General features: G+C 38.0%; 22 protein-coding genes. 8 read left to right on the top strand and 14 right to left on the bottom strand.

Going from position 1 to position 24965, the window contains the following annotated elements; all coding sequences use genetic code 11:
• Positions 1 to 89: 89 nt before the first annotated feature.
• On the top strand, positions 90 to 1298 hold the full coding sequence (zigA, locus tag CH364_RS05105; protein ID WP_100742487.1) for a zinc metallochaperone GTPase ZigA: 1209 nt from the start codon (positions 90 to 92) through the stop codon (positions 1296 to 1298).
• Here the strand turns inward: zigA and CH364_RS05100 are convergent.
• From CH364_RS05100 to CH364_RS05075, 6 genes are all read right to left on the bottom strand, one after another.
• The gene (locus CH364_RS05100) at positions 1295 to 2110 is read right to left on the bottom strand and encodes a type II CAAX endopeptidase family protein (RefSeq protein WP_100743423.1); all 816 of its coding nucleotides are present in this window, start codon (positions 2108 to 2110) and stop codon (positions 1295 to 1297) included. The two genes, zigA and CH364_RS05100, sit on opposite strands and share 4 nt — an antisense overlap.
• 41 nt (positions 2111 to 2151) lie before the next feature.
• Complete coding sequence (locus tag CH364_RS05095; RefSeq protein WP_100742486.1) at positions 2152 to 3714, bottom strand: HEAT repeat domain-containing protein; 1563 nt, start codon at positions 3712 to 3714, stop codon at positions 2152 to 2154.
• A gap of 111 nt (positions 3715 to 3825) precedes the next feature.
• Positions 3826 to 5340, bottom strand: coding sequence for a di-heme oxidoreductase family protein (locus tag CH364_RS05090; protein WP_100742485.1), 1515 nt, complete (start codon positions 5338 to 5340; stop codon positions 3826 to 3828).
• 26 nt (positions 5341 to 5366) lie between these two features.
• On the bottom strand, positions 5367 to 7196 hold the full coding sequence (locus CH364_RS05085; RefSeq protein ID WP_243401258.1) for an RCC1 domain-containing protein: 1830 nt from the start codon (positions 7194 to 7196) through the stop codon (positions 5367 to 5369).
• Positions 7197 to 7380: 184 nt separating this feature from the next.
• The gene (locus CH364_RS05080; protein ID WP_100742484.1) at positions 7381 to 8058 is read right to left on the bottom strand and encodes a hypothetical protein; all 678 of its coding nucleotides are present in this window, start codon (positions 8056 to 8058) and stop codon (positions 7381 to 7383) included.
• Positions 8059 to 8069: 11 nt separating this feature from the next.
• Positions 8070 to 9365, bottom strand: a complete 1296-nt coding sequence (locus tag CH364_RS05075) for a hypothetical protein (RefSeq protein ID WP_100742483.1) — start codon at positions 9363 to 9365, stop codon at positions 8070 to 8072.
• A gap of 227 nt (positions 9366 to 9592) precedes the next feature.
• Between CH364_RS05075 and CH364_RS05070 the strand changes: the two genes are divergently transcribed.
• The 5 genes from CH364_RS05070 to CH364_RS05050 are packed head-to-tail and all read left to right on the top strand — an operon-like array spanning position 9593 to position 17251.
• Positions 9593 to 10885: an imelysin family protein gene (locus CH364_RS05070; RefSeq protein ID WP_100742482.1), complete on the top strand. Its 1293-nt coding sequence runs from the start codon at positions 9593 to 9595 to the stop codon at positions 10883 to 10885.
• A gap of 16 nt (positions 10886 to 10901) precedes the next feature.
• Positions 10902 to 12428, top strand: a complete 1527-nt coding sequence (locus tag CH364_RS05065; protein WP_100742481.1) for a di-heme oxidoreductase family protein — start codon at positions 10902 to 10904, stop codon at positions 12426 to 12428.
• The gene (locus tag CH364_RS05060; protein ID WP_100742480.1) at positions 12425 to 13561 is read left to right on the top strand and encodes an imelysin family protein; all 1137 of its coding nucleotides are present in this window, start codon (positions 12425 to 12427) and stop codon (positions 13559 to 13561) included. The genes CH364_RS05065 and CH364_RS05060 overlap by 4 nt, the downstream gene beginning before the upstream one ends.
• Positions 13548 to 14873: an HTTM domain-containing protein gene (locus CH364_RS05055; protein ID WP_243401257.1), complete on the top strand. Its 1326-nt coding sequence runs from the start codon at positions 13548 to 13550 to the stop codon at positions 14871 to 14873. The genes CH364_RS05060 and CH364_RS05055 overlap by 14 nt, the downstream gene beginning before the upstream one ends.
• On the top strand, positions 14870 to 17251 hold the full coding sequence (locus CH364_RS05050) for a TonB-dependent receptor family protein (protein ID WP_100742479.1): 2382 nt from the start codon (positions 14870 to 14872) through the stop codon (positions 17249 to 17251). Before CH364_RS05055 ends, CH364_RS05050 begins: the two co-directional genes overlap by 4 nt.
• On the opposite strand, the gene CH364_RS05045 is transcribed toward CH364_RS05050, so the two are convergent.
• The 3 genes from CH364_RS05045 to CH364_RS05035 all read right to left on the bottom strand — a co-directional run bounded on the left by CH364_RS05045 (position 17218) and on the right by CH364_RS05035 (position 20568).
• Positions 17218 to 18201: an LBF_1199 family protein gene (locus tag CH364_RS05045; RefSeq protein ID WP_100742478.1), complete on the bottom strand. Its 984-nt coding sequence runs from the start codon at positions 18199 to 18201 to the stop codon at positions 17218 to 17220. The two genes, CH364_RS05050 and CH364_RS05045, sit on opposite strands and share 34 nt — an antisense overlap.
• A 154-nt stretch (positions 18202 to 18355) precedes the next feature.
• On the bottom strand, positions 18356 to 19246 hold the full coding sequence (locus CH364_RS05040; protein ID WP_100742477.1) for an LBF_1199 family protein: 891 nt from the start codon (positions 19244 to 19246) through the stop codon (positions 18356 to 18358).
• A 65-nt stretch (positions 19247 to 19311) separates the two neighbouring features.
• Positions 19312 to 20568, bottom strand: a complete 1257-nt coding sequence (locus tag CH364_RS05035; protein ID WP_100743421.1) for an NHL repeat-containing protein — start codon at positions 20566 to 20568, stop codon at positions 19312 to 19314.
• Positions 20569 to 20791: 223 nt separating this feature from the next.
• Here CH364_RS05035 and CH364_RS05030 point away from each other — a divergent pair, with 223 nt between their 5' ends.
• On the top strand, positions 20792 to 21565 hold the full coding sequence (locus tag CH364_RS05030; RefSeq protein ID WP_100742476.1) for a helix-turn-helix domain-containing protein: 774 nt from the start codon (positions 20792 to 20794) through the stop codon (positions 21563 to 21565).
• 88 nt (positions 21566 to 21653) lie between these two features.
• On the top strand, positions 21654 to 21962 hold the full coding sequence (locus CH364_RS05025) for an antibiotic biosynthesis monooxygenase family protein (protein WP_100743420.1): 309 nt from the start codon (positions 21654 to 21656) through the stop codon (positions 21960 to 21962).
• A 26-nt stretch (positions 21963 to 21988) separates the two neighbouring features.
• Here the strand turns inward: CH364_RS05025 and CH364_RS05020 are convergent, their stop codons facing one another.
• From CH364_RS05020 to CH364_RS05000, 5 genes are all read right to left on the bottom strand, one after another.
• Entirely contained in the window at positions 21989 to 22789 is an 801-nt protein-coding gene (locus CH364_RS05020; RefSeq protein WP_100742475.1) for a GNAT family N-acetyltransferase, read from the bottom strand.
• Positions 22790 to 22850: 61 nt separating this feature from the next.
• Positions 22851 to 23492 (bottom strand): NrsF family protein, encoded by a 642-nt coding sequence (locus tag CH364_RS05015; protein WP_100742474.1) that lies wholly within the window; start codon positions 23490 to 23492, stop codon positions 22851 to 22853.
• Positions 23482 to 24027: a sigma-70 family RNA polymerase sigma factor gene (locus CH364_RS05010; protein ID WP_165779480.1), complete on the bottom strand. Its 546-nt coding sequence runs from the start codon at positions 24025 to 24027 to the stop codon at positions 23482 to 23484. The genes CH364_RS05015 and CH364_RS05010 overlap by 11 nt, the downstream gene beginning before the upstream one ends.
• Positions 24028 to 24150: 123 nt before the next feature.
• Positions 24151 to 24555: a DoxX family protein gene (locus CH364_RS05005; RefSeq protein WP_100743419.1), complete on the bottom strand. Its 405-nt coding sequence runs from the start codon at positions 24553 to 24555 to the stop codon at positions 24151 to 24153.
• Positions 24545 to 24928: a YHS domain-containing (seleno)protein gene (locus tag CH364_RS05000; protein ID WP_243401256.1), complete on the bottom strand. Its 384-nt coding sequence runs from the start codon at positions 24926 to 24928 to the stop codon at positions 24545 to 24547. The genes CH364_RS05005 and CH364_RS05000 overlap by 11 nt, the downstream gene beginning before the upstream one ends.
• Positions 24929 to 24965 lie beyond the last annotated feature (37 nt).

Raw genomic sequence — 24965 nt, 5'->3', positions numbered from 1 at the left:
CATGATTTAAATGCAACGAAATTGCATTACTAATTGACAGAATTTCCCATGGAAAACAAATGCAACTATATTGCATTAAGGAAGGCCATATGAAACCAAAAATTCCTGTCACCGTTCTCTCTGGATTTTTAGGAGCAGGCAAAACCACACTGCTCAATCACATTCTTGCCAACCGGGAAGGACTCCGTGTGGCAGTCATCGTCAACGATATGAGCGAAGTGAATATTGATGCGAGACTTGTGGCGTCCGGAGGGAGTCTCAGTCGCACCAATGAAAAGTTAGTGGAGATGTCGAATGGTTGTATTTGTTGCACCCTCAGAGAAGATTTACTTCTTGAGATCACTAAACTTGCCAAAGATGGAAAATTTGATTCCATCCTAATTGAATCCACTGGAATTTCAGAACCCCTTCCTATTGCAGAAACCTTTACCTTTGAAGATGAAACAGGAGTTAGTTTGTCCGATATCGTTTCCTTGGATTCAATGATTACAGTCGTCGATGCGGTAAATTTTTTAAAAGACTTCCAAAGTTTAGATTCCTTAAGAGAACGAGAAATAGGTGCTGGTGAGGAAGATGACCGGGACATTGTCGATTTGCTAGTAGACCAAGTGGAGTTTAGCGACACCATCATTGTCAATAAAATCAGTCTTTTATCGGATGAAAAAAAGAATAGATTACTCACCATCTTACGTTCGCTAAATGCAGATGCCGAAATCATACCCACGGATTACAGTAAAGTCCCCCTATCTAAAGTTTTAAATACGGGTCGATTTGATTTTGATAAGGCCAGTCAGTCCCCCTTATGGCTCAAAGAACTCCGAGGGGACCATGTTCCCGAAACCGAAGAATATGGAATCAAAAGTTTTGTGTACGTGCACAGACGTCCCTTCCATCCAGAACGATTTTACAAATGGTTGCATTCCGAAAAACCGGGAGTGGTTCGTGCCAAAGGATTCGTATGGCTAGCGAGTCAAATGGATTGGGTGGTTTTGTATTCCCAAGCCGGGAACCTATCATCTTACAAACCTGAAGGGTATTGGTGGGCCAGTATCCCTGACGAAGAGATTCCGGATGATCCAGAAGTCTTCAAAAATCTACAAACACATTGGTTAGAGCCTTGGGGAGACAGGCGCCAAGAGATTGTTCTCATTGGTCGGGATATGGATGAAAAGAAACTACGTGCCTCTCTCGACAAATGCCTGCTAAGTGACAAAGAATACAAAGAAGGACCGGAACTTTGGGCAAAGTTTGAAGATCCTTTTCCCGATTGGGATGCAATGATCGAAGAGTCGGATTAACTGATCTGCCGATTCACCTTGGATAGATGTTTCCATCCCGTCAATCCAAGGACGATTACGGCAAATACAACGAGTAAAAACCCGGTGATGTTCATTATATTTGTATCGATGGAGTCTGAGGTAAATACGATGTCGATGGTTCCATGAAAGAGAGCCACCATAAGGATACTTCCTCTTGAGGAATTATAGAGCCAGGTCAAAAGGATGGCACCAGTAAACAAAGACATAAACCATCCGAAGATTCCGAACAGGTCCATTGCCATAAAGCTAGGTCGATACAAAAAAAGCGGAGCATGCCATAGTGCCCATAAAATGGTTAGAACCAAGGTAGATTGTAAGGCATTCCATTTTTTTTGTAACTTTGGTAAGGCATACCCTCTCCATCCTGTTTCTTCCCCAAATCCGTAAACTATGACATTGTACAAGAAGAAAGTTACAATTCCAAACTGGGGAAACTCAAGGCTTCTACCCAATCCATCAAAACTAAATTTCGAATTGATAAAATAATTCATACTAGTTGCGAATCCAAGAAGCACAAAGGGACTAAAAACTGCTATGAAATACCAGAACCAATGGACCTTCCATTGGAACATTCTTGAAAGTAAACTTTTGACACCGCTGTTGCCATATTCTATTTTGTTTAAAATAAACGCAGCAGACAAAGGCCCAAGTGCTCCCCAAGCATGATGGTAAGGTAGAACTGGTAAAAAATGAATTCCAAACTTAGGCAAATACAAAGGAAGCCAAATGATCCAAGAAATTAAATACGCAGAAAAAAAATATAACACTAACGGTTTAAAATTTTCTTTCATAAAATCTGAATCACTAATCCCAAAACCATTTTTAAAGATGATCAATTCCTTTTTGCCCACTCATTCCATTCTTTAGCAGTTCGAAATTTTTCTCCAGTCACAGCAGTGAGGGCATAATAACTGAGTTTTCGTTTTTCCGAATTATCACCATTTACATAGGTTAATAAAAGTGGAACGGATTTTTTATCTTTCCGTTTGGCGATCTCTTCCATTGCCGGCCTGTATACTTCTGCATCTTTGGATTTTGTTGCCTCTTCAATCACAATCCGAGCTTCTTCTGTTGGGATGAGAGCCACTGTAGAAAGTATTTGTGGAGCCATTTTGGGTCTATCCGCTAACAGGCTTTTGAGTTTGGGTAAACTTGTTGGGTCAGCAATGGAACCAAGTGCCTCCAATGCATAAACCATTAGTTTCGCATCTCCTAAATCAAGTGCTTTGATGAGATCAGGAACTGCTTCCCTAGCACCAAGAATTCCGAGAGCCCAAGCCGATCCATAAGGTCCTTCTGGTTCTCCCGATAATAAAACTTTTCTAAGAACAGGAATCGAAGCCTTGTCGCCAATCCAACCGAGTGCTTCGGCAAAACTATCACGTTCGGGAGTGGATTTTTTTTCCAATAACTCTTCGATACGTGCCCTTCCCTCTTTATACCTTTGTCTACCGACAATTTTTGCAGCACTTCCCCAGTTTTTAGAATCTTTTCCATTTAACAGATCATAGGCTAACTTTGCAGCTTCCTTGGATGGTATGGAACAAAGTACATCTGTAGCATAAAGTTTAGTTTCCGTATCTTCGGAACTTAAGGATTGGAAAACTTTGGAAACAACAGATGGGTTTCCAATTTCAATGAGAGCCAAGGACGCATTTTCTTTTCCTTTGCTATAAGGAAGGTTCAATGCTTTCACAAGTACATCATTTGCATTTTTAGCTTTGATTCTTCCTAAAGCAAGATAGGCCGCAGCAAGTGTGGGAGATTCATCTTGAGTTTTGGTTAACCCAAGCAAATAAGACTCGGAAGCATTTATCTTTAATTTTCCTAATGCCATCGCATAGGTTTTGTCTTTTTCCCTATCTTTGTTTTTTAAAGCCATACTTAAAATCTGAGGGCCTATTGCTTTGGCTCCAATCTGCACAAGTGCATCCACTACCTGCAAACGAAGTGTTGCATTAGTGTCATCTAATAAAGGATACATTCGATTCCCCACAGAAGGGTCTTTCATACGAGTGAGCGCATCCAAATAAACATCTTTCGGATTTTCAGAATCAGACCACATCAAATTGGCAATGGTGGTTGAAGAAGATTTGTCTTTTAAGTCTCCCAGAGCTATGGACGCCCCAGCGCGAACACCTGGTTCTTTATCTGATAAAAGTTTTTTTAACTTTGGGATGGCCGAACGTACATCCCGACTCCCCAATTGGATTGTTGCTTGGGACCTTGTAAAAGGATCAGTAGAATCGAGAGCGGCCAGAAGAGATTCTGTAGGTTGTTCTTCTGCCACAGTTTCCATAACAGGATTTGTATCTTCTTTGGTGGGAACGGGATCACAATTCAAAAAGAAGGTAACGGTAAAAAAAAGAGAAAGAAAAATCCAAATCTTTTGCATGCCAGACAAATTTAGAATTTTAAAACCCTGCCTTCAAGTTTTAAATCAAAAGAAATGTGTGAATTTTTAAGGTTCACACTTATCTTTTTCTCATTTGAACTCGAGTTCGTTTTATAATGATAACAAAAAACGAATGAGGTTTGCTCTGTCTGATACATTTAGAGCTAAAAAATATTTTTTACTTTTTTCTGCTTCCCCACCATGCCATAGGATAGCCTCATCCAACGTTTTTGCTCTCCCATCATGCAAATAACGAGCTTTCCCATTTACAGTTCCAAAAAGGCCGATCCCCCAAAGTGGTGCAGTTCTCCATTCGTTTTCTGTTGCTTCACCGTCCGCTTTTCCATCACTCAAACCCTCTCCCATATCATGTAACAGGAGATCGGTATAAGGACGAATGGTTTGGTTTGCAAGTTGTGCAAAGGGAGTTTGATTTGTTGTCACCAACTTCTCCGTATGACATTTGTTACAACCAGCAAAGAAAAAATGTTTTTTTCCATTCAAAATTGCTGGTAAATTTGGATTCCGGCGAACTGGTACTGCAACTAGTTGCATATACTTTGTAATTGCGGTGATTTTATCTTCTGATATTTCTGGGTTACCGCCACCTGTAGCATTGGAACATGAAGTTTGTGTGGAAGAACAATTTTCGGATGATAACATGGGACTTGTGATTCCAATATCACCCGAAAAAGCGGCAGAGTTTTGACGTTTGAGACTAGGAGCATTCGCTTTCCAACCAAAACGCCCGAGCGATTTTCCACTTCCAGAGAGATCCCAAATCCAATTAGGTCTTCCTGAAATTCCATCCCCATCTAAATCGAGCGGATCTGACCGGCTCAAAATGTTTTCTTCAGAAACCGATTCCAAAAGCCCAAGTCCTATGACCTGCTGTGTCAACCGAACGGAAGTTTTGTGGCCTTGTTTAAATGGACCGTAACCAAGTCCGCTAAAGACTAAATTTGGTTTTCGTAAAGTATAAGTTGTGCCATCTGAATAAGTTCCGTCAATGAAATCGTATTCAAAATGGACGGTTCCTTCTGGTGAGACACCGGCAACAGCATTTGGTTGGAACTGGGTTCCATATATTGGTTCGGGTTCATTTCCTTTCGCACCAACACCTAACCTTACCAAGGTGAAAACTAATGGATCACCATCATCTTCCACTGCCCTACCATTTCCAACATGGCATCCAAGACAAGAGTTGGTATGAAAAAAAGGACCAAGTCCATCCCGGTCAGGAAGGCTCGCTGAAAAACCTGCCGTCCACGGTACTTCAAAAACAGATTGGCCGACAGTAAAATCCGAAATCGTTTGCAAAGGTGAGTTTTTTCCAAACTGAAGGAAAGCACGAGCATCCGTAACAAAACTTGTCATTGCCTTACCACCGGAAAGTTCCTCACCCTCTTCATATTCCCAAGGGTTTGGACCTGACTGATTCAATCCGAGTAAAGCCAAACAGGACCCATCTTCGCAAAGTTTTTTCTCTTTTTTGCATCCCATTACAGATGTAGAATTGACTATTTCGGATAACCCTATGTCCGTAGAACAAACATTTGATTCTACAAACGCACATCCAAAATAGAAAGAGTTTGATAAAAAGATTAAAATTATAAATTTTCCCATTTGCACCAATGAAAATAAAACTTAAATTAGTCGGGAATGGTAAGAAAGATCGGAGTTGTTGCCGCCCAAGTTTCTTGGAGATCCGCACGTCCAATTGACCCTTTAAAGTTCCATCCCCAACCATACAAAGATCCAGACTTTAAGATCGCAAAATTATGAAGTGCTCCACATCCAAAGTACTGGATGTCCTTCACACCAACGACAATGTCTCCGGGAGTATATAATTTTGCAGGAGTGGTAAGACCTGTTCCTAAATTTCCGCTAGAATTGGCTCCCCAACCTTTTACCGTCCCATCACTGAGGATCGCAAAACTTTGGGTTCCATTGGCCCAAACAGAAACCACATTGTAGAGTCCTGACACAAGTGTCGGCGTGGGAACAGGAGTGGGAGAACCACTCCCACCTATCCCGAGTTGACCGCTCGCTGCAAGTCCCCAAGCATAAACAGTCCCATCATTTTTGAGTGCAAGGATATGATCTCGACCATTGGCTATATGAACAATTCCAGATAAAGAAGAAACTTTTTTAGGAGTAAAATTGACTTCGGTTGCCGTTCCGAGCACTCCATCTCCCAAATTCCCATATTGGTCTCTTCCCCAAACATATACATCACCTGACTTTGTTAAGGCTGCAGAATGTTCAGCTCCCGCTATGACTTGGATTATATCATTGGGAAGCCCTGTTACTGTGACTGGATTTGCGGAATAAGTTCCTGTTCCTCCAGTTCCATTCCCAAGTTGGCCAACAGAATTTAATCCAAAACTAACAACAGTTCCATCAGACTTTAAAATCACAGCATGATCAAATCCATAAACACCCATTACTGCGTTTGTGATACCTGGAACTTTTCGAGGTGGATTTCTTGGTCCAACATCTGTCGCTGAAGTTTGTAAGTCTCCAGTATTTCCCATACCCAATTGGCCACTGCTATTGGCTCCCCAAGTCCAAACAGATCCGTCATCCGTGATAGCAAGAGAGTTGTTTTGGTTGAATCCAATGGAGGCGACATTTGTTATTGTTGAAAGTTTAGTGATGGTTGGATTGGTAAGGTCACCCGTTGAAGTTCCTGTTCCCAATTGTCCAAAATTATTTCTTCCCCAGGTATAAAGACTACCATTCACCACATAACCAGAGTGAGATCCACCAGCAGAGATTCGATTTCCAAAATAAGTAAGAATGGTTTTTTTAGCTGTGATTCCCAATTCATTTGTACATTGAATTTGAACCTTATTTACACCTAACGTTGGCTTGACTGATAGAGTAGAAATAATTTCACCCTTTGTGGCTTTGAAATTATTTTTTTCTAATCTATTTTGAAATACAGAACAAGTTAAAGAATCAGAGGTTTTTATATTTAGAGTTAGATCATAGGTTTTGATGATACTGCCATCCTTTGGAAAAAGGATCTCAAATTTAGATCCAACCTCCCTCTCGTTTGCCAAACTCACTAAAAAAATTCGATCCGAGGTATGAGTGACATCTTCAATGGACGGTTCCAAATTTTCACCAGAAGATATTTTAAAAGTTCCAAGGGATTTCCCAGTGGAATCTTTCACAAGAATTTCAAAGGTTCCCGTCCCCAAAGAAAGTTGCCAAGCCCCCGTTTCCGATGTACTGGCTAGTGAGCGAGAGGAAGATGAGCGAAGGTTTGCGGAAGTAGCTATCTCCAAACTCGCATTGGTGATAGGGTTTTGGGCTCCGTCAGTAATCGTTCCTGAAATCGTGGAAAGGTTTAGGCTAAAACCAAGTAAGGCAAGGGCACTGGGATCAGTCTCTTTGGATTTACACTGAGTTACCAAACTAAAGAGGATTATGGAAAGGAAGATTGTTCCGAGGAAATTTCTGTTTTTGTTCATAGAATTGGTTCTCCAAAGAGAGAAAAAGGTACTGATACCGAGTCTCAAATTCATCTATTTCTTGAACGACGTTCCTGTCAAGCACTGAGTGAAAATTTAGTTCAGAATGTGGAAATAGAGAAGGGCAAAAAAAAAGAGGACGATCGTCCTCTTTTTCAAGTTTAATTTAAGTTAGGAGAGACTTTTATGAGTTTGGAACTTGGCTTCTCACTTCTTTTAAACTAGTGAGTTCTTTTTTCCAAAGACTAAGGTCTTTTTCGGCAGATTGTTTTACTTCCCCGGAAGGATGTTTGTTTTCGATCCAATACTCAACCATTTGGATTCTGGATTCCAATTCATTGATTTTAAAATCGAAATAGGCTTTCTGCGTTTTTGGAGACGGTCTTTCTGTAGCCCCCGGCTCTTCTGCGGACGGTTTGTCCGACCATTTTTCTTTGGAAATGGAAGCAGAGATACTCGCATCCATTGCAGTAAAAGAATCCAACATCTCCAGATGTTCCTTTTCTTCCGACTCTGTCATTCGTGATTTGATCTCACGAGGAATGTAGAAATTTTTTGGATACTTTGCAGCAAAATCTCTCCATTCTTCTTTGATCTCTTCTTTACGATTTGGTTTTTTCTCCAAAGCAAACGGCCAAAGTACCTCAGCCTGTGCCAATTCCAATTCTTCTGGATTGGGAGCGTCGGCAAACTCTGGATCGTCAAACAACGATTTTGCGTGACTTTCTGAATTTCCGAAATCGGAATCGGTGACGTCTGTTTGTTTGTTTGTTTTGTGTGACGAAAATTTCCATACTACAAAAGAAAACAAAACCAAAAGAAATCCACAAACCGAAATGATACCTATAAACCGCTTACTCATCGTTTAACCTCTTATGTAAAGATTGAAATGACCCAAGAAATTGCCTGACCAAAGATATTTTCTGTTAGGAATTTTTTTAAGTCTACTGGGTTTCTATTGAGTGAGTCATAATACCAAGCAGTGTATTCACTTACTTGTGGGATTGAGTATCCATAACGAGTGTTAATCGCTTTGATCAATTCATTTGCAAATAAAGAATGTCCATACATATTCGGGTGAACACCATCTAAGCCAAATACTCCTGGTTGGTTAGGAAGTGGCCAATTTGCTCTGGCATTTCCAGGAGACCATCCTGATTCACTTCGAATTGGTCTTCCATTCTCTTTTAAATCATCAAAAATCACACGCAAATCAGCAACCGCAAATCGCATTGTCGCAGCTTGTGCTTTGATCTCGTTATTTAACATATTCAAAAAAGTAGAAATTGTTGAGATTTCATTTGCATCAAGGACTTGGTTTGGATCAGATACAGAATTTCTGAAGAATGCTTTGAGTCCTGTATAATTTGCACGTCCATTTGGATCTTTGTAGTTTTCCAAAAATGCAATAGCAGTTACGTTTGGAACAGTGAAAAGAACTCCACCTTGTAAACTTCCCATAACAGACATTCTGCGGAAAAATTCACGAATATCTCTTTTGAATCTAGCTTCATCCAAACAGTCTGTGGATGTATGAAGTGCTGTACAGAGAACATGATTAGCACCAGCAGATCCAAATAAGAAAGTAGGTTTTACTTTTTCCATTACTTGGGTTTGTGTTCCTGCATCACGAAGACCAAACCTGTGAAACTTGTCTGGTTCTTGGCAGTCTGCTACGGTCACCCAACGATATGTATACCAATACCACTTCGCCCAGTACCATTCTTTTTCTTGTTTGGTGGCATTGATGTCTTCGCATTTGCCAGAAGTTTTTAAAAGACTAGTGTATTCAGCTCCAGTGATCCCTGCGTGTGTCGGAAGAGAAACAGTAGAACCATTCCCCCCGATGATGCTTTCCGCAATACAGAAAATACCACAGTCCCATTTCAGTACATCTTCTAAATTTACGAATGGCCCTTTCAAAACATTGTAAGAAACGGAAGCTCCGGCTTGTTTGCTTACAAGGACGGGATATGCCCAATCTTGTGTTTTTTTCTCTACGGTGACCCCGAAGAAACCTTGGCTCAGGGAATCCCCTACGACTCCCACACGTTGGAACATTTGGCTTTGCGTCTGCGCAGAAAGAGATCCTACGAAAACTAAGGACAGTGCCAATCCTAGAATTCTATTTGTGTTCATAATTCCTCCCAATCGGAACATTTTTAACATATTTTAAACAATTGCCACATAATTAAGACTTTTTGAACAAGTGTCAAATAATTTATTTCCGAACCACTGAGATTTTTTGAACAAAGTTCATCAACTGATCAAAACTTCTAATTCTGATAAATATCAATCGGAGACCCAATAAAACCATTTGCTCTCAGAACTGGCTTCGCGAACGTTGTTTAATTGACAATGAGAACTAATCTCATTCGCAAGGAGAGACACCCACAATGACGTCGATGCGAAATCTAACCTTCGTACTATCACTTGGCCTTGTGCTAAATTATTGTACTCCCGAATCTGGAAATTCGGAAACGGGCCTATTGGCAGCACTAGCTCTTGCTGGTAATACGCCAAACCAGTCGGCCTTTCTAGAAACCTATTCCCAAATTGCCTTCCAAAACTATAGCGATGCTTATACAGATGTGGTAACACTCAGACAAAAAGTTAGCACTTTTACTGCGAAAGCCTCCCCTTCCGTTACAGAACTCAATGAACTAAAAACACTTTGGAGAAAGGCGAGACGGAGTTACTTACAAACAGAGATTTTCCGTTTTAGTCAAGGTCCAATCGACAACCCAGTGCTGACTGGAGGCGTAGAACTAGAGCCACTCATGAATGCTTGGCCTTTGGATGAAGGTTATATTGATACTGTTGTTTTAGCAGGTACGGTCACTAAACAAGGATTAATCGATGCCAATGAAGGCGATTGTTCAGGTGGAACATGTCCAGATGGAGATACTGCAAAAAACATTTCTGTCGGTTGGCACGCCATTGAATACTTGTTATGGGGTGCGGATGCAGCTGGTAACTTTACACCAGGAACTTCTATCACTCAATCTAATTTCACTACAGCAAACGGCGCAGGATCTGCAGCAGCAAAACGTTCTGCTTATCTTTTGTTTGCAACAGAAATTCTAGAAGCGCACCTTCTTCAGTTAAAAAATGCCTGGGACCCTGGAATTTCCAATTCCTTTGTTTCCAAATTCAAATCAAGTTCCACTTCCTTTGAAAATATCTTACGTGGAATTGCAAAATTCGCCGGTGGAGAATGGGGTGGAGAAAGGATGACTGGAGTTTTTGGTGGAGAACAAGAAGAAGAACATTCCTGTTTCTCAGACAATACGAAAGCTGACTTTTATTATGATGCAAAGGGACTCGATAATCTTTTTAACGGTTCCTATACTGGATCTAAGACCATTACTGGGTATGGTCTAAAAAATCTACTTGGTAGAGAAACAAGTTACATTAACGAACGGATTGGTACAGCCGAACTATTTTGTTTGAATGAATTCACCGAAGATGTTTCATTAAATCAAGCCTGCAATAGTTCGATTGTTTCCAGTCGTTTCGATCGGATGATTGCTACAGTCAATGTTTCTGGCTCTGCTACGGAGAATGCTGATTACCAACTTTTCCGATACCAAATCCAACCAGCAGTGCAAGAGATAGCAAAGGCGATGCAAAGATCCGCTGCAAGTTACGGAGTCTCCATCGGTGATGATGGATTAGTTCTCGAATAAAAAAATATATATAAAAATGAATTCAAAACACCTTATCCTACTGACATGTATCATCCTGATTTTTTCTTGTAAAAAGAAACCAAACGATAATGAAACCAATGCTCTAATTCTTGCTGCACTTATATCCTCTCCGCAATGTTCTGCTGGAGATTTTTTAAATGATCCTTGTGAACAATTCAGTGGTGGTGATACTACTACTTTTGATTCTACTGAATCGGCCTTTGACTTAGAAGCAGCAAACGTAGTGGATTCTTATAGATCCATCGACTTCCAAGATGGGAACGCCAACTTCAATCGCACCTGGCTTCCTTCCGGAAACTCTTCTGTCGCCGGACTTGGCCCTGTCTTCAACAACCGGTCTTGCCAAGGTTGTCACGTAAAGGATGGTCGAGGTAGACCACCAGCTGACGGAACCAGTTTATCTTCTATGCTCATTCGATTGAGTGTCTCGGGAACCAATGCAACTACAGGTGGCCCAGTCGCTATGGCCAATTTTGGTACCCAATTGAATACAGAAGGGATATTAGAATTTGGAACTGGGACACAAATACCAAAAGAAGGAACTGTTACCATTACTTATACAGAAGAACCAGGAAATTTTCCAGATGGCGAAACATACTCGTTACGTAAGCCAAGTTATGCGATCACCTGGAATGTGGGAGGTGGTGCAACACAAATCAATGTGGCAAATCCAGGCCAACCTTATCATCCAACAAATAACCCATCTGGGACTTATTTCATTTCTCCAAGAACAGCTCCTATGGTACCAGGCCTCGGACTTTTGGAAGCCATTCCTGAAGCCACCATACGTTCGTTTGCTGACGTATCTGATTCGAATGGAGATGGAATCTCCGGAAAACCAAATCTTGTCTGGGATACAACACAAGCGAAATCATTTTTAGGACGATTTGGATGGAAAGCCAACCAACCCAATTTAACCCACCAAAATGCCAGTGCTTTTCTGGGAGATATTGGTCTCACCACTCCGGTTTTTCCATCCGAAAATTGTGCCACAGGACAAACCCTCTGTTCTGCAAGTCCGACAGGAAATGGATCCAATCCTGAAATTTCAAGTGATCGTCTATCGCGAGTTACATTTTACACAAGCCTAGTAAGTGTTCCAGGACGTAGAGGTTGGAAATCGGAAGATAACAAAAAAGGTAAGGAATTGTTCATTCAAATTGGATGTTCCTCTTGCCATATCCCAAGAATCAAAACAGGAGACCATTCCATTAGGGAAATTGCAAACCAAGAAATTAGACCGTATACTGATTTACTTCTACATGACATGGGAGATGGACTCAGTGATTCTAGGTCCGACTTTTTAGCAACTGGAAATGAATGGAGGACCACTCCACTTTGGGGACTTGGTCTTATCGAAAGAGTCAATGGCCACGAACTTCTATTACACGATGGAAGAGCGAGAGGAATACAGGAAGCAATCCTTTGGCACGGCGGCGAAGCAGAACAAAGTAAAAATAATTACAAAGTTTTACCTAAAGAATCTAGAACCAAAATCATTAGTTTTCTTAAATCATTATGAAGCGAATTAGAATTATATCGAAATTTTTTATATATGGATTTTACATTTTTTTATTCAATTGCGGAATCCAGTCAGATAGTGCATCAGAAAAAGCACAAATATTAGGTTTAGTAGATAGTTATTTAAAAACCTATACAACATCCAGTTTACTTTTGGATATTTCTAATAATTTAATTATTCCGAAATATACAAATTTAGACAACAAAGTAACTGCCTTACAAACAGCCGCTACCAATTACGTAACCACAACCGACGCGACCAACTTAAATCTTGTAAAAAATGCATGGATCGAAGCAGATTTAGCGTATCGACAAATTGAATGGGCTTACTTCGGTCCGGCTTACATTCCCAATAATGTATATTTGTATTTGGACAGTTTTTCGAAATCCTTCCCGATTGATCCTACTGCAATCGAATCAAAAATCACATCCAACTTAGCACCAAATGGCCTTCGAGTGGATGGATTAGACACAGTGGAATATCTGCTTTTTAAAGATAATGCCACGACAACGAACGCTGCATTTGCAGATACCAATCGAAAAACGTATTTAACTAAACTAATCCAAGATATCAAAACACAAACGGGTTTACTCATTTTCCATTGGGATAAATCCAGAAGTACTTCTTTTTACAACTCATTTACAACTGCAGGAAAAGGAAGTCGGGAATATCCTAACACAAAAGATGGATTGACAGAACTCACAAACCAAATGGTATTTTTTTGTAATACGATAGTAGATATCAAAATAGCGGAACCATCTGGGTTAAGAGCAACTAATTTAGGTGTGAAAGACATTACAAAAGTAGAAACACCTTATGCAAACTTGTCTTTAGATTCTTTATTATACAATCTACAAGGTTTTTCAGACATAGGAGATGCAGGTTTATATAAATTTTTAGCATTACGAAGTGAAACGGTGGTTCCAAGGTTGCAAGGACAAATCAGAACTACAACTGCTTCCGTTAACTCTGTTAAAACAAAATATGGAACCTTCCAAAATGCGATTACAACAGGGAATCAAGATGTTGAATTGATGCTTGGTGAATTCAAAAAACTTAGAATTATCATTAGTACGGAACTTATTAGTGCACTTGGCGGAACCATTGGAGCTAGTTCAAATGATGGAGACTAAGAATTTATCTAATCCAGTTTCTTCCTTATCACTGCATTTTTTTCGTATTGGATATGGATTTGCAACAAGCATTCTAATCATTCGGTATTTCTATTTCGGATGGATCCATTCGTATTTTATTAAACCAACATTTTTCTTTAAACATTTTGGTTGGGAATGGATTCACCCTCTTCCTCCTATATTCACCTACCTTTTATTTATTATCTTATTAGTTTCTGCTTTAGGAATTTTTTTTGGATATTTATTAAGAGTTAATTTATTTGTGTTTACGATTGGATTTACTTGGTTTCATTTTTCAGATGCTACCATCTATCTAAATCATTATTATCTAATATCCTTACTAGGATTTTTATTATGGTTATCACCTGTTTCCAAATCTAATTTGCCTACGCTCCAATGGAAACAATGGATTCAAAATACGGATCCCATTCCCAAGTTTTGGTTATATGCTTTCCGTATTCAAATGGGACTTGTTTATTTTTTTGGAGGGGTTGCAAAACTCCAACCAGATTGGCTGTTTGAAGCGCTCCCTTTGAAATTATGGTTGTACCAATCCGAAGGGAAATTGCCTTTTCTTGATCCCATCCTTGGATTACCAATCACTGCCTTTGCTTTTTCTTGGATTGGTGTACTATTTGATTTATCGATACCCTTTCTATTATGCACAAAACGATTTCGATTTTATGCATGGGTTGTTGTTTTATTTTTCCATTCCTTCACATCCTTTTTGTTTCCCATTGGAATCTTCCCCATTGTGATGAGTCTTTCTTCATTGGTATTTTTTGAACCAAATTGGCCGAGAACAATCCTAAAAAAAATTTTCAAAATCAATATGGGAAATGAACTATCAAAAGAAACTACCGAACCAAAGGAAAACAAGCTTCAGTTTGGTTTGAAAGAATATTTGTTAGTCGCATATATTATGTTACAAATCACGATTCCGTTTCGGCATGTTTTCTATCCTGGCCAAGTGATTTGGACTGAGGAATCAATTAAATATTCATGGCAAGTAATGGTAGCCGACAAAGTAGGAAGAGCCATCTTTTTTGTTCAAAATAAACAGGTAAATCCGAAAGAAGAACTTACTGATTACCAATACCGAATGATGACGATCCAACCCGAACATATCTTACAATATGCCAAACATTTACAAACCAAAGAGTTTGAACGGTCGGGTATTAAGGACGTTCCTGTTTATGTTCAATCGGACGTATCAATCAACGGAAAACCGTCACGACCACTTTTCCCGCCTAACATAGATCTAACAAAGATCCAAATCAACTTTTTCCCTTTAAAAGGACTCATTCGATGAATTTAAATAACTTATACTCTATCTTTTTTTTCCTTCTAATTCCGATCGGAAGTATCTCAATTTATGCCCAGACCAATACTGATGAACAAGAAACAAAAACTCAAAAAAATGAAGGGATTCATGTCATTGGAAACAAAAAAGAAGACTTAAAAAAAATTCCAGGTTCGGCATACATCATTGATAAAAAATATTTAGAAGAAGCGTCTCCTACAGATCCGATGGAAGCATTGCGAAGAACCCCAGGTGCCAGTGTTCGATTCCAAGATGCTGCAGGTCTAACACCAAATATTGGTTTTAGGGGTGTAAGTAATGAAGAATCCAGAAAAACTTTAATTTTGGAAGATGGAATTCTAACTTCACTTTCACCTTATGGTCAACCAGAAAGTTATTATTCCCCATCAATTGAAAGAATGGAACGAATTGAAATCATCAAAGGTTCTGGTTCCATATTATTCGGACCAAATACAATTGGTGGGATTGTTAACTTTGTCACAAAACGTCCGCCAGTGGAGTCAACGTTTTACACAAAAAATGTGGGCGGAGAAAACGGATACCTTTCCACTTACAATTCTTACGGAAAAAGTTTTGGATCCAGTGCTTTTGAAGTATCCTTACTTAGAAAACAAGGCAATGGATTTCGTAATTACCAAAATTTTGATGTGACTGAAGGGAATGTCAAATGGATTCAAGATTGGAACGAAAACCATAGTACAACGATTAAACTAGGATATCATGTACAAAATGCCCAATCAACTTATTTAGGTTTATCACAAGGCCTCTTCCGAATGGATCCAAAAATCAATCCAGCCGAGTTTGATGAAAAACAACTAAACCGAAGCCAATCCATCATTTCTCATAACTGGAAATTAACGGATGACCATACACTTATTATACGAGGATATTTTTCTCAAGCGGAAAGAAACTGGGCAAGGCAGGATTTTTTATCTGGAAAATCTTCTAATGGAGGTTATTTGAATGCACCTCTGGATACACTTCGTAACTACTCACCTGGAATTATTGGAAATCGGCCTGGTGATACAATTTATATGCGTGAGTCGTATATTAGTCGCGACCAATCTTTTATGGTGGGAGGTGTGGAAACTAAATTGGAATCTAAATTTTCTACCTTCGGCATCAAACATGAAACCGACCTTGGCGTTAGAGTGCATGGTGAAAACAATCTAACGCAAACCAATGTAAAAAAAACAGACGATCCACTAGGTTACCTTTCGAAAACAATCATCCAAGAAGAATCTTTGGTTACAAATTTGGCGCAACCCTCGCTACCCAACTTCAATTTAAATAGACAAGAAAGAAAAATAGAGGCATTGGCAACTTACTTCCAGGATAGGATACAACTCTCAGAAAACTGGAAACTCATCCCAGGTGTGCGGTATGAAGAAGTCAGACAAAAGGCAATTACAACAAGAAGACAAGCCACGCAAGAAGATTACCGACTGGGTGCTGTTTTGCCAAATGATGTTTCGGTCAATCGCAGAAGTTCAAGTGAATCAAGAACTCATGTCATCTTACCTGGACTTGGGATTACCTACGATATTACCAAAAAATTCATATGGTTTTCAGGTGCCCACAAAGGATTTTCACCTCCGACATTTGGTACCTCATTTAGTCCGCAGGGAAATGATTACCGCCTAAAACCAGAAACATCTACAAACTATGAAACAGGAATTAGAGGAGATATAACCTCGTATTTGTATACGGAACTTGTTGGATATAAAATGTATTTCAGAGACCAAATCATTAATGTGAATGAAGTTGGTGGAGAAAACGGAATTAGACCAGCAAATACTGGTTATTCGACACATACTGGAGGAGAATCTGTAATTGTTTGGGATCCTGCAAAAATGCAAAAATCAGAATGGAGAGTTCCTATAGAATTTATTTATTCTCGGATCGAAGCAAAATCGAGAAGTTTCAATCCATTCCCTGTTTCACAAACAAGTGATGGTAAAGAAACGATTGAAATTTTACCGGCGTACACAGTAAACAACTACCAATACATTTCGACTGATACAACCGGTAATTATTTACCCTATGTTCCCAAAGAAACATTTACCACTGCAATCAGTGTGTCTTCTCCACAAGGATACTACGGTCGTTTAGAATACCAATACATTGGAAAACAATATTCAGATTTACTAAACACTAAAGACGAATCTGAAGATGGAAACAAAGGAATCATTCCTAAGGTTGAATTATGGAATACAAGTTTAGGATACCGGTCCCCAGATAAATGGTCTGTTTTTATTAACGCAAAAAACATCCAAGACAAACAATATGTGTCAGGGAGATTACCAACGGGAATCCAACCAGGACCTTTCCGTCAGATCAATGTTGGATTTACTTTAGAGTTGTGATTTTCTTCCGCATCCAATAGATTTGTTTGAGGATAAATGACGGGACAAGATAGGATTGAAGAAAATTTGGATTCAATTTTTCCATTTGAATCTGGTATGCCAACAAATTGGCAGATGATTTCCATTTCTTGTTCGTCGACAATCACTTCTCGAATCATTAGGTATTCAATAAAGTCGAGACGGTCAGAAACATCGGCGATAAAAAGACCATCTCTAAGTATATCAGTCAAACGATTGACATTTCTACGACTCGGAGTTTTTTCCCGTTCATCTTTTGGAGAAAACTCTCTTAGTTTCGCATTCGCATATTCTTCCCATCGATGAATTGTTTTTAAATTATTTTCTAATTGAAACAAAAACCCAGGCACAGTTTCTTTTTTATCAAATACAACTAACATTCGCAAGTATTGATATAGATTAGGATTACGATACAAAAGTCGTTTACAATGAATCGTATCAATTTTTTCAAAGATACGAAGGAATGAATCTGTATTTTGTTCACCGGACTCAGAGATGGAAGATTCAAAGTATTCTTCCCATTGTTTTGCATTTAAATTGCTGAGTAAGTTTAACTGAAAAGTGACATCCTTTTCAACCATAGGTTCATTCAGTAATAACTCCAAACTTTTTTCAGAGCTAATGATTTTTGCCCATATAGAAAAATAATAATCCGGTGTGATATTTCCTTTTTTTATGTATTTTCCAAATCCATAATACACCGCTTTACAAATCAAATTGACTGGCATTGCAGGATGGTTGATTAGTCCTTTTAAAACATCCTCATCCCGCAGGATCCAACAATAACTACAAAAGTATTCAACGAGTTCATCGACTTCAAAAAGAATTTCTAAATATTCATGAAGATTGGGAGTCGTTAAAAGAAAATCAAATGACTCCTTTGCATGTTGGGGGGAACTCTTCTTCCAAAAATCGTAAACTAATACTTGCATCGATTTATTCTCAAACCCTCGTATCAGAGGACGAAAGGAAAAGCCGACTTACCCAAAAAAGGAAATTCGATTTTTAATAAAAACCTGGTATTTATTGAAAAAAAAGAAAAAAAAAGGGTAAAACCAAATACTAGGATGATTTCCTTTTTTTGGGTTAAAAGTATTTTCCCACGCGATCGTAATTGGAAAGAGCAGAAAGGATGGTCGTTTCTTCCCAAACGTCAAGAACTGCCCCATTTCCACAAAGATAGGCCAAAACATCTGCCCGATCTGGCGCAGGAAGTTTCTTTAATTCCCGTAAGACAAGGGATAAACGATCAGGGTTCCTTTTGTTTGGAGCCAACTTCCCTTCTGATCTAAAATCAAATTTTTCACTTAGTTGATGGCAAAATGTCTCCCAAACATGTATGGAATCCAAAATTGACTCCAACCGGGCACGGTTTTCCTTTTCTTTAGGTAATTGTTCTGCCACTTTTTTTTGGCCAGAAACCATCATCATTCGTAGGTAATAATAAAGTGTATGGCTATTCAAAAGTATCTTTCTAATTTCATTTTCTCTAAGGTTTGAAAAAATACCTAGTAATGCCTGCATCGTCATATTATTTTGTTCTAATATATCAAAGTAAGCTTCCCAAGTTTGTGGGTCTAAGTTGGACAATAGATGGATTTTTAGAGTGGGATCTCTGTCCATCTCTTCAGCAAGAGATAATATTCGCAAACTCTGTGCAGAATCAAACAAAGATCTGATTTGTAGAAAATAAGCATTGGAATCAAAATTTCCAGTGAGGAACTGTTTTCCATATCCAAAATATATAAACTTCATCAGAAGTTCTGGAGTTAAATTGTCGTCATTTAAAAAACGTCTCGAACCTTCTTCCGACCGAAGAAGCCATAAGTATTCAAAAACTAAATCACAAAAATCTTCTTCTGCCATCATATGATCGGCTAAAGATTTTAAATCAGTTCCCTGCTCAACGGATTGGAAGAAATCCAATAATTCATTTGGTGATGCATTTTTCCAAAATTCAGATGCCTTCCATCGCATACCAATTTATAGATGTTAAAAATGAAGTGTCAATTTAAATTTAGGAAGATTCAATTTTCGTCATATTAATACACATTCCAGTAACTACTTCGTAACAAATTGCCACAGATCTTACCGTTAGTGCCAGGATCAATGACGAATACCTGATTATCTGTGTGTGGAATCGTATATATTTTTCCGTTAGGTGATAAGACAGCATCACCCCACTTATTTCCACCCGAAATTCCGGAATTGTATGTTGTGGATACAAATGTATCTGGATCAAAAGCAATAAAATCTGTGATATCCGCAGGTATTGTGTAGATCCTTCCGTCTGCAGCTAAAACTCCACCTCTCCATTTAGCTGATGCAACTACAGGTGACACCCATAAATTAAGCGAATCAGAGTTAGGATCAATGATGAGAAACTCCGTATCATTGGAGGGAATACCAATTATTTTTCCGTTAGGTGCAAGGACTCCATGCCTCCACTTCCCAAGACCAGTTTTGGGACTCGGGATCACGTAACTTCGTTCCGAAAAAGGATCTAAAACAAAAATATAATCTATATCAACTGGGAATGCATATATTTTTCCGTTAGGAGCGAGTACCCCTCCTTCCCACATATTTGACAATGAAAGAGGCGAAGGTATAGTCCGTATGGTATCTGTTTGTGGATTGATCACTAAAATTTTATTGGAACTCATGGGTATTCCATAAATCAAACCATTGGGAGCCAATACTCCACCTCGCCATTTTCCAAGCCCTAGTTCTGGAGAAGGTAACAAATAAGTTTGATTGTTAGTTGGATTGATAACAAGAATATTGTCAGCATCTCTTGGAATTGCATATATTTTTCCATTTGGTGCCAATACGCCGCCTTCCCATTGTGCTGAACCACTCACACCAATGGCAAAACTAGAAGTTTCATTGGTAACTGGATTGATGACAAGTACTTCGGATTGGTTATAAGGAACGGAGTAGATTTTTTGGTCATTGCCAAGAATTCCACCTAACCACTTTGCTGTGCCCGAATAAGGTGGAGTAAAACTAGTAAAGGAAACCCCAGTAGAACCAAAAGACTTTTGTTTTTGTATTTCCTGAGACACATATTTCCAACGTCTTGGCTGGATGATTGCTAAAGGATCCATTTCACAAATAGATCGATTCGGTGCTTGGGAACCACAAAACTCACGATCATCATCAACAAGGATCCTAGCTAAATAAAAATCTTGAAAGGAATCAGATTTAGGATCACAGCCATTCTCTAAATTAGAAAATTTACAGGAAAAAATCACCAAGGAACAATAGGAAAGTAAAACTGTTGTTAGATATGGTTTCAATTCTTTTGAACTCTTTTGGAAATATATAGACAAAAAAAGATCTATTGTCAAACGAAAGAAATTTACCATGATTGACAAAGAAAATTGAAAAAAAACCACTCAGGTAAAACGACTTTTAGTTACGAATTGAATTCCTTGAGTAAAACTACCTAAAAATCTAGTTGTCAGGGAATAAAACTAAGAGAGTCTTTGAAGAGAATATTTACGATTCGAATAGTCACCTATGAAAATTCAAAGTTATTTTCCAGCAATTGTATTACAGCCATTTGTAAAAAAATACCTTATCATTGAAGCTGATATTGAACTTGAAAATCGCATTTTACCAAATCCAAATTTAGTTTTGTCTTTTCAGCTACGAGGAAAACTTCGTTCCTTCGAATCCAATACAATGTACGATTTGCCACGTGCAGGCGTTGCAGGGATGAGAAAATCGGCAAGGAAAATCATCTATTCAAAAAATTCATCCGCCTTACTTGTCATTCTAACGGAAATTGGTGCATCAGCATTTTTTAATGAACCAATCTCTGAATTCTATGGGAAAACCATTGGTTTAGAAAATCTGATTCCAAATTGTCTTCTTGAAAATCTGGAAGAACAATTATTCTTTGCAAATTCCAACTTAGACTGTATTGCGTTAGTCGAAAAGTTTTTAATACAAAATAAAAAGAATCGGAAACTAGACCCCATCTTAAATGGAACTCTTTACAAAATCAATCAGTCAAATGGACAAATTAGAATCAATGAAATCACAAAAGGATTACCCATTAGCCTCGATTCATTCGAAAAAAAATTCAAAGAAATTGTGGGCATAACTCCCAAACAATATGCAAACCTTTTGCGAATTCACTCAGTAATCAGTGCTCACTCCAAAAGCACCAACTTGACAGATTTGGCACAGGAAGCAGGTTTTTTTGACCAATCTCACTTCAACAAAGAATTCAAACGTTTCACTGGAGAATCGCCAAAACAATTTTTTCAACAATCGCAAAACTGGTAAGACCATTCAAATTCTGATTTTTTACAATTTTTGAAAACGATTCCCCTCTATTATGAAAGTTAGGATACAATCCGCTTCAGAGGAAACCATGACCCAAATTCTCATAGACCGATTTCAATTGCCCGCCGAATCCAAAGAATTTTTTTTGGAAAGAGTGAAAATCAACCGTAACTTCATTCAAACGATTGAAGGATTTATAAGCGACCAAGCTTTCATCCGCGAAGAAAATGGGAAAATTCAATTTGTGACAATCGCCACTTGGAAAAATAAACAAAGTTTAGATCATGCAAAAACCTTAGTAATTGCTGAATACAATAAACAAGGTTTTGATATGAATGATTTTTTAAAAAAACATTTGATTCAAATCAATCGAGAGATTTTTGAAATGTTACCGTAAGTATAAATGTAAATCGTCAAAACCAACTATTTGGCGATTTTTGCTTCATCTGCACGGAGGTAATGTTTTCCGTATCTGTGATCTATTATATTTTTATCAAAAAGAACAAAAAAATCAGTGGTTCCAAATCCCTTGTCTAAGGCCGGAAAACCACAAATTTTAGCACCTAACCGAACATAACCTTTAATCAATGGTGGTAAATTTTTTCTAATTGAATCCATATTGGAAATTTGATAATTCGCATCAAATCCAGGCATTTCAAAATCAGGATAAGGATATACCATCAGATCACTTTGAGCCAATGCACCTTTCTCACGCAAATAAGCATATGCTTGTGAGGCAATCATAGGATCTGTCGAATGTACGGAACCACAACCCATCAAATAACGGATATTATGGTTTTGCATATATTCACCAAAACCAGACCAAAGAAGCGAAATAACGGAACCATCTCTATAATCTTTATGAACGCAGCTTCTACCAACTTCTGCAATTTCTTCCTTTAACTGGTACAAATTACTGAGATTAAATTCATTTTCAGAATAAAAGCCAATATGATTCTTTGCTACTGACCTTTTCAGAATACGATATGTTCCTACAATGGAACCACAGATTTGATCTTTGACGATCAAATGATCACAATAAGCATCATATTTGTCTCTGTCTTTCTGAGTTTGTCTAGATTCAGGTATGCCTTCGCCCATTTCGAGATTAAAAACATCATAACGAAGTGCCAATGTATTTTCAATTTCATTATCATTTTCTGCCAATCTAACTTCAAGTTTACGAAGAACACCTTGTTTTGCATTTGGGCTTTGGATAACCATAAAACAATCTCCTATTTAGATAGATACAATTCAAAAAACGAATACTAAATACTGGTAACTTTTATTTCAAAGATCTAAACTCACGAAAAAAAATAATATTCCCTATCCCTTTTCCAAACAAACAAAGACCAAAAACTGGCAACATATGAACTAAGAGTAAATGAGATGCATCTTCATTTGGACATAGTAAAGTTTCTCCCAATGCACTTATCGTAGCACTAGCTGCAAAAACCCAAAACCCCAGATTACTATTTAAAGTCGGATATCTTTTTCGAATGATGAAAACCAAAAAGAAAGAAGTTGGAATACTCATGATAAGGAAATCTCTTACACAAGAATGATATTCGTACGGTAACAGTCCAGAAGAGACTCCAAACATGAATCTAAAAAGCAAAAAACTCATCCACATAAGCAGAAAAAATACGGGCGCAATAGACAAAATGTACGAATTTCGATTTCCAGGTATACTTACATAGATTGCATTAAATGTAGAAATAAAAAACACAAACATAACAGGAATTACCTCATGAATGTATTCTGGTAGATGGATCATCTGAAAATTATCAGACCTCCACCAGATAATAACAAATAACGCTAAAAATGAAAAGAAAACCCATCCAATATATGTAACCGAAATTGGAAATATACGTTTCACGGGAACCAAGTTTTCGCTCAGTTTGTCGATTAAAGTTTCAGTTTTCATTGGTTATCCTTAGCCGTATTGTTTGGTAGCCTCTGTGTGCAATGACTCTAACATTTGATTCTGAAATTCTAAGTTTTAAAGAGACTTCTTTCACGCTCAATCCTTGAATTTTCAACATTGAGACTATTTCTTTTTGTTTTCTCGGAAGCCCCTGGATCAAAAGTAAAATTTTTTCCACCTTTTCTCTACCATCTGAACTGGATTCATTAGGGCTAACCAGTTGATTCATTTCAATATCTACTAACTGAGAATATTGTTTATTTATTTTCTTATAATACTTAAAAAGTAAGTTCTTAGCAATCGCATACATCCAAGGATGAAACGGTTTTGAAGGAAGATAGGTATGTCTAGAATTGTGAATTGCAATTAAAATTTCCTGCAATAAATCCTCTCTATCATCAACCGAAAAGATTCTTCTAGAAAGAAACTTTGATAAAGTAACACTAACTCTACTTAATAAAATGTGATAAGATTCAGAACTTCCAGATTGTGCCTCAATCATCAGCTGTGTGTAAATATCTTTGTCTTGAATCATAAGATACTTACTATAAAATGAGTTGGGAATTTTCTGATAAAGTAAAAAACTCATAATTCATCTCGCCTCACATCTTCGATTTTCATCACATAAACCAAACTTCTTATAATTACCAAAAAAAATTCATTTTTTAAACAGTTGATTCCAGAACTTGTTTTTAATATTCCACAAATCATCTTTCCTTAAATACAATAACAAAACTGAAGAGAAAAATACGACGAGCGCCAAAAAAAATAATAAACCATGATCACCTAACACAGAAATTCCAATTACTGTGATGTGAAAGTAAATTGCCCCAGAGATAACGAATAAAGAAAGTAAAGTCCCCCAAATAGTGGTTGGAGGCCATAATAACAGCAATACAGCAATTAATTCAACAATGCCAGATCCAATTCTCCCAAAAGGTTCTAAACCAATACGAGAAAATATATACACGGATTCTGGTGCTGCTCCAAATTTAAAAAAAAGAGTCTGAAGAAAAATCAAAGCAATTGTGATTTGCAAAATGATAAGAATCTTATTTTTCATTTTTTCTCCAAAATCCATCTGCCTTATTTATTAACTCATTTTTCTTTTTTATCCATTTGTCATGCACCTCTCTATCATAATTTAAGTAGAGTTTTCCTTCTGTAATATTCCAAACCTCCGGCGATATATCGTATTTTTCTCCTTCGCTCATTGCATAGGCACAGTAACCTCCATATTTAGGTGCAAATTTTTCTGGTGTTTGCTTGAACTGGTTTAAATTCTCTGCAGTCGAAAACCTCCAAACCGCATTTTGCCAAGTGTATTGAAAATTTGAATTTCCTTTAACGGGTTTACCTTCTTTAAAGTAGGCTACAACATCATAACCGTCGACAGCTAAGTTTCCAATAAAAGAAGTATTAATATCTTTTGCCATGATAGGAAAAGAAATCCAAAGTAACGCCAATAATTTC

Origin of the sequence: Leptospira harrisiae (genome assembly GCF_002811945.1) — a bacterium.
Lineage (GTDB): Bacteria > Spirochaetota > Leptospiria > Leptospirales > Leptospiraceae > Leptospira_A > Leptospira_A harrisiae.
The sequence above is the reverse complement of the archived record's forward strand: the minus strand, read 5'-3'. Positions and strand labels throughout refer to the sequence as shown.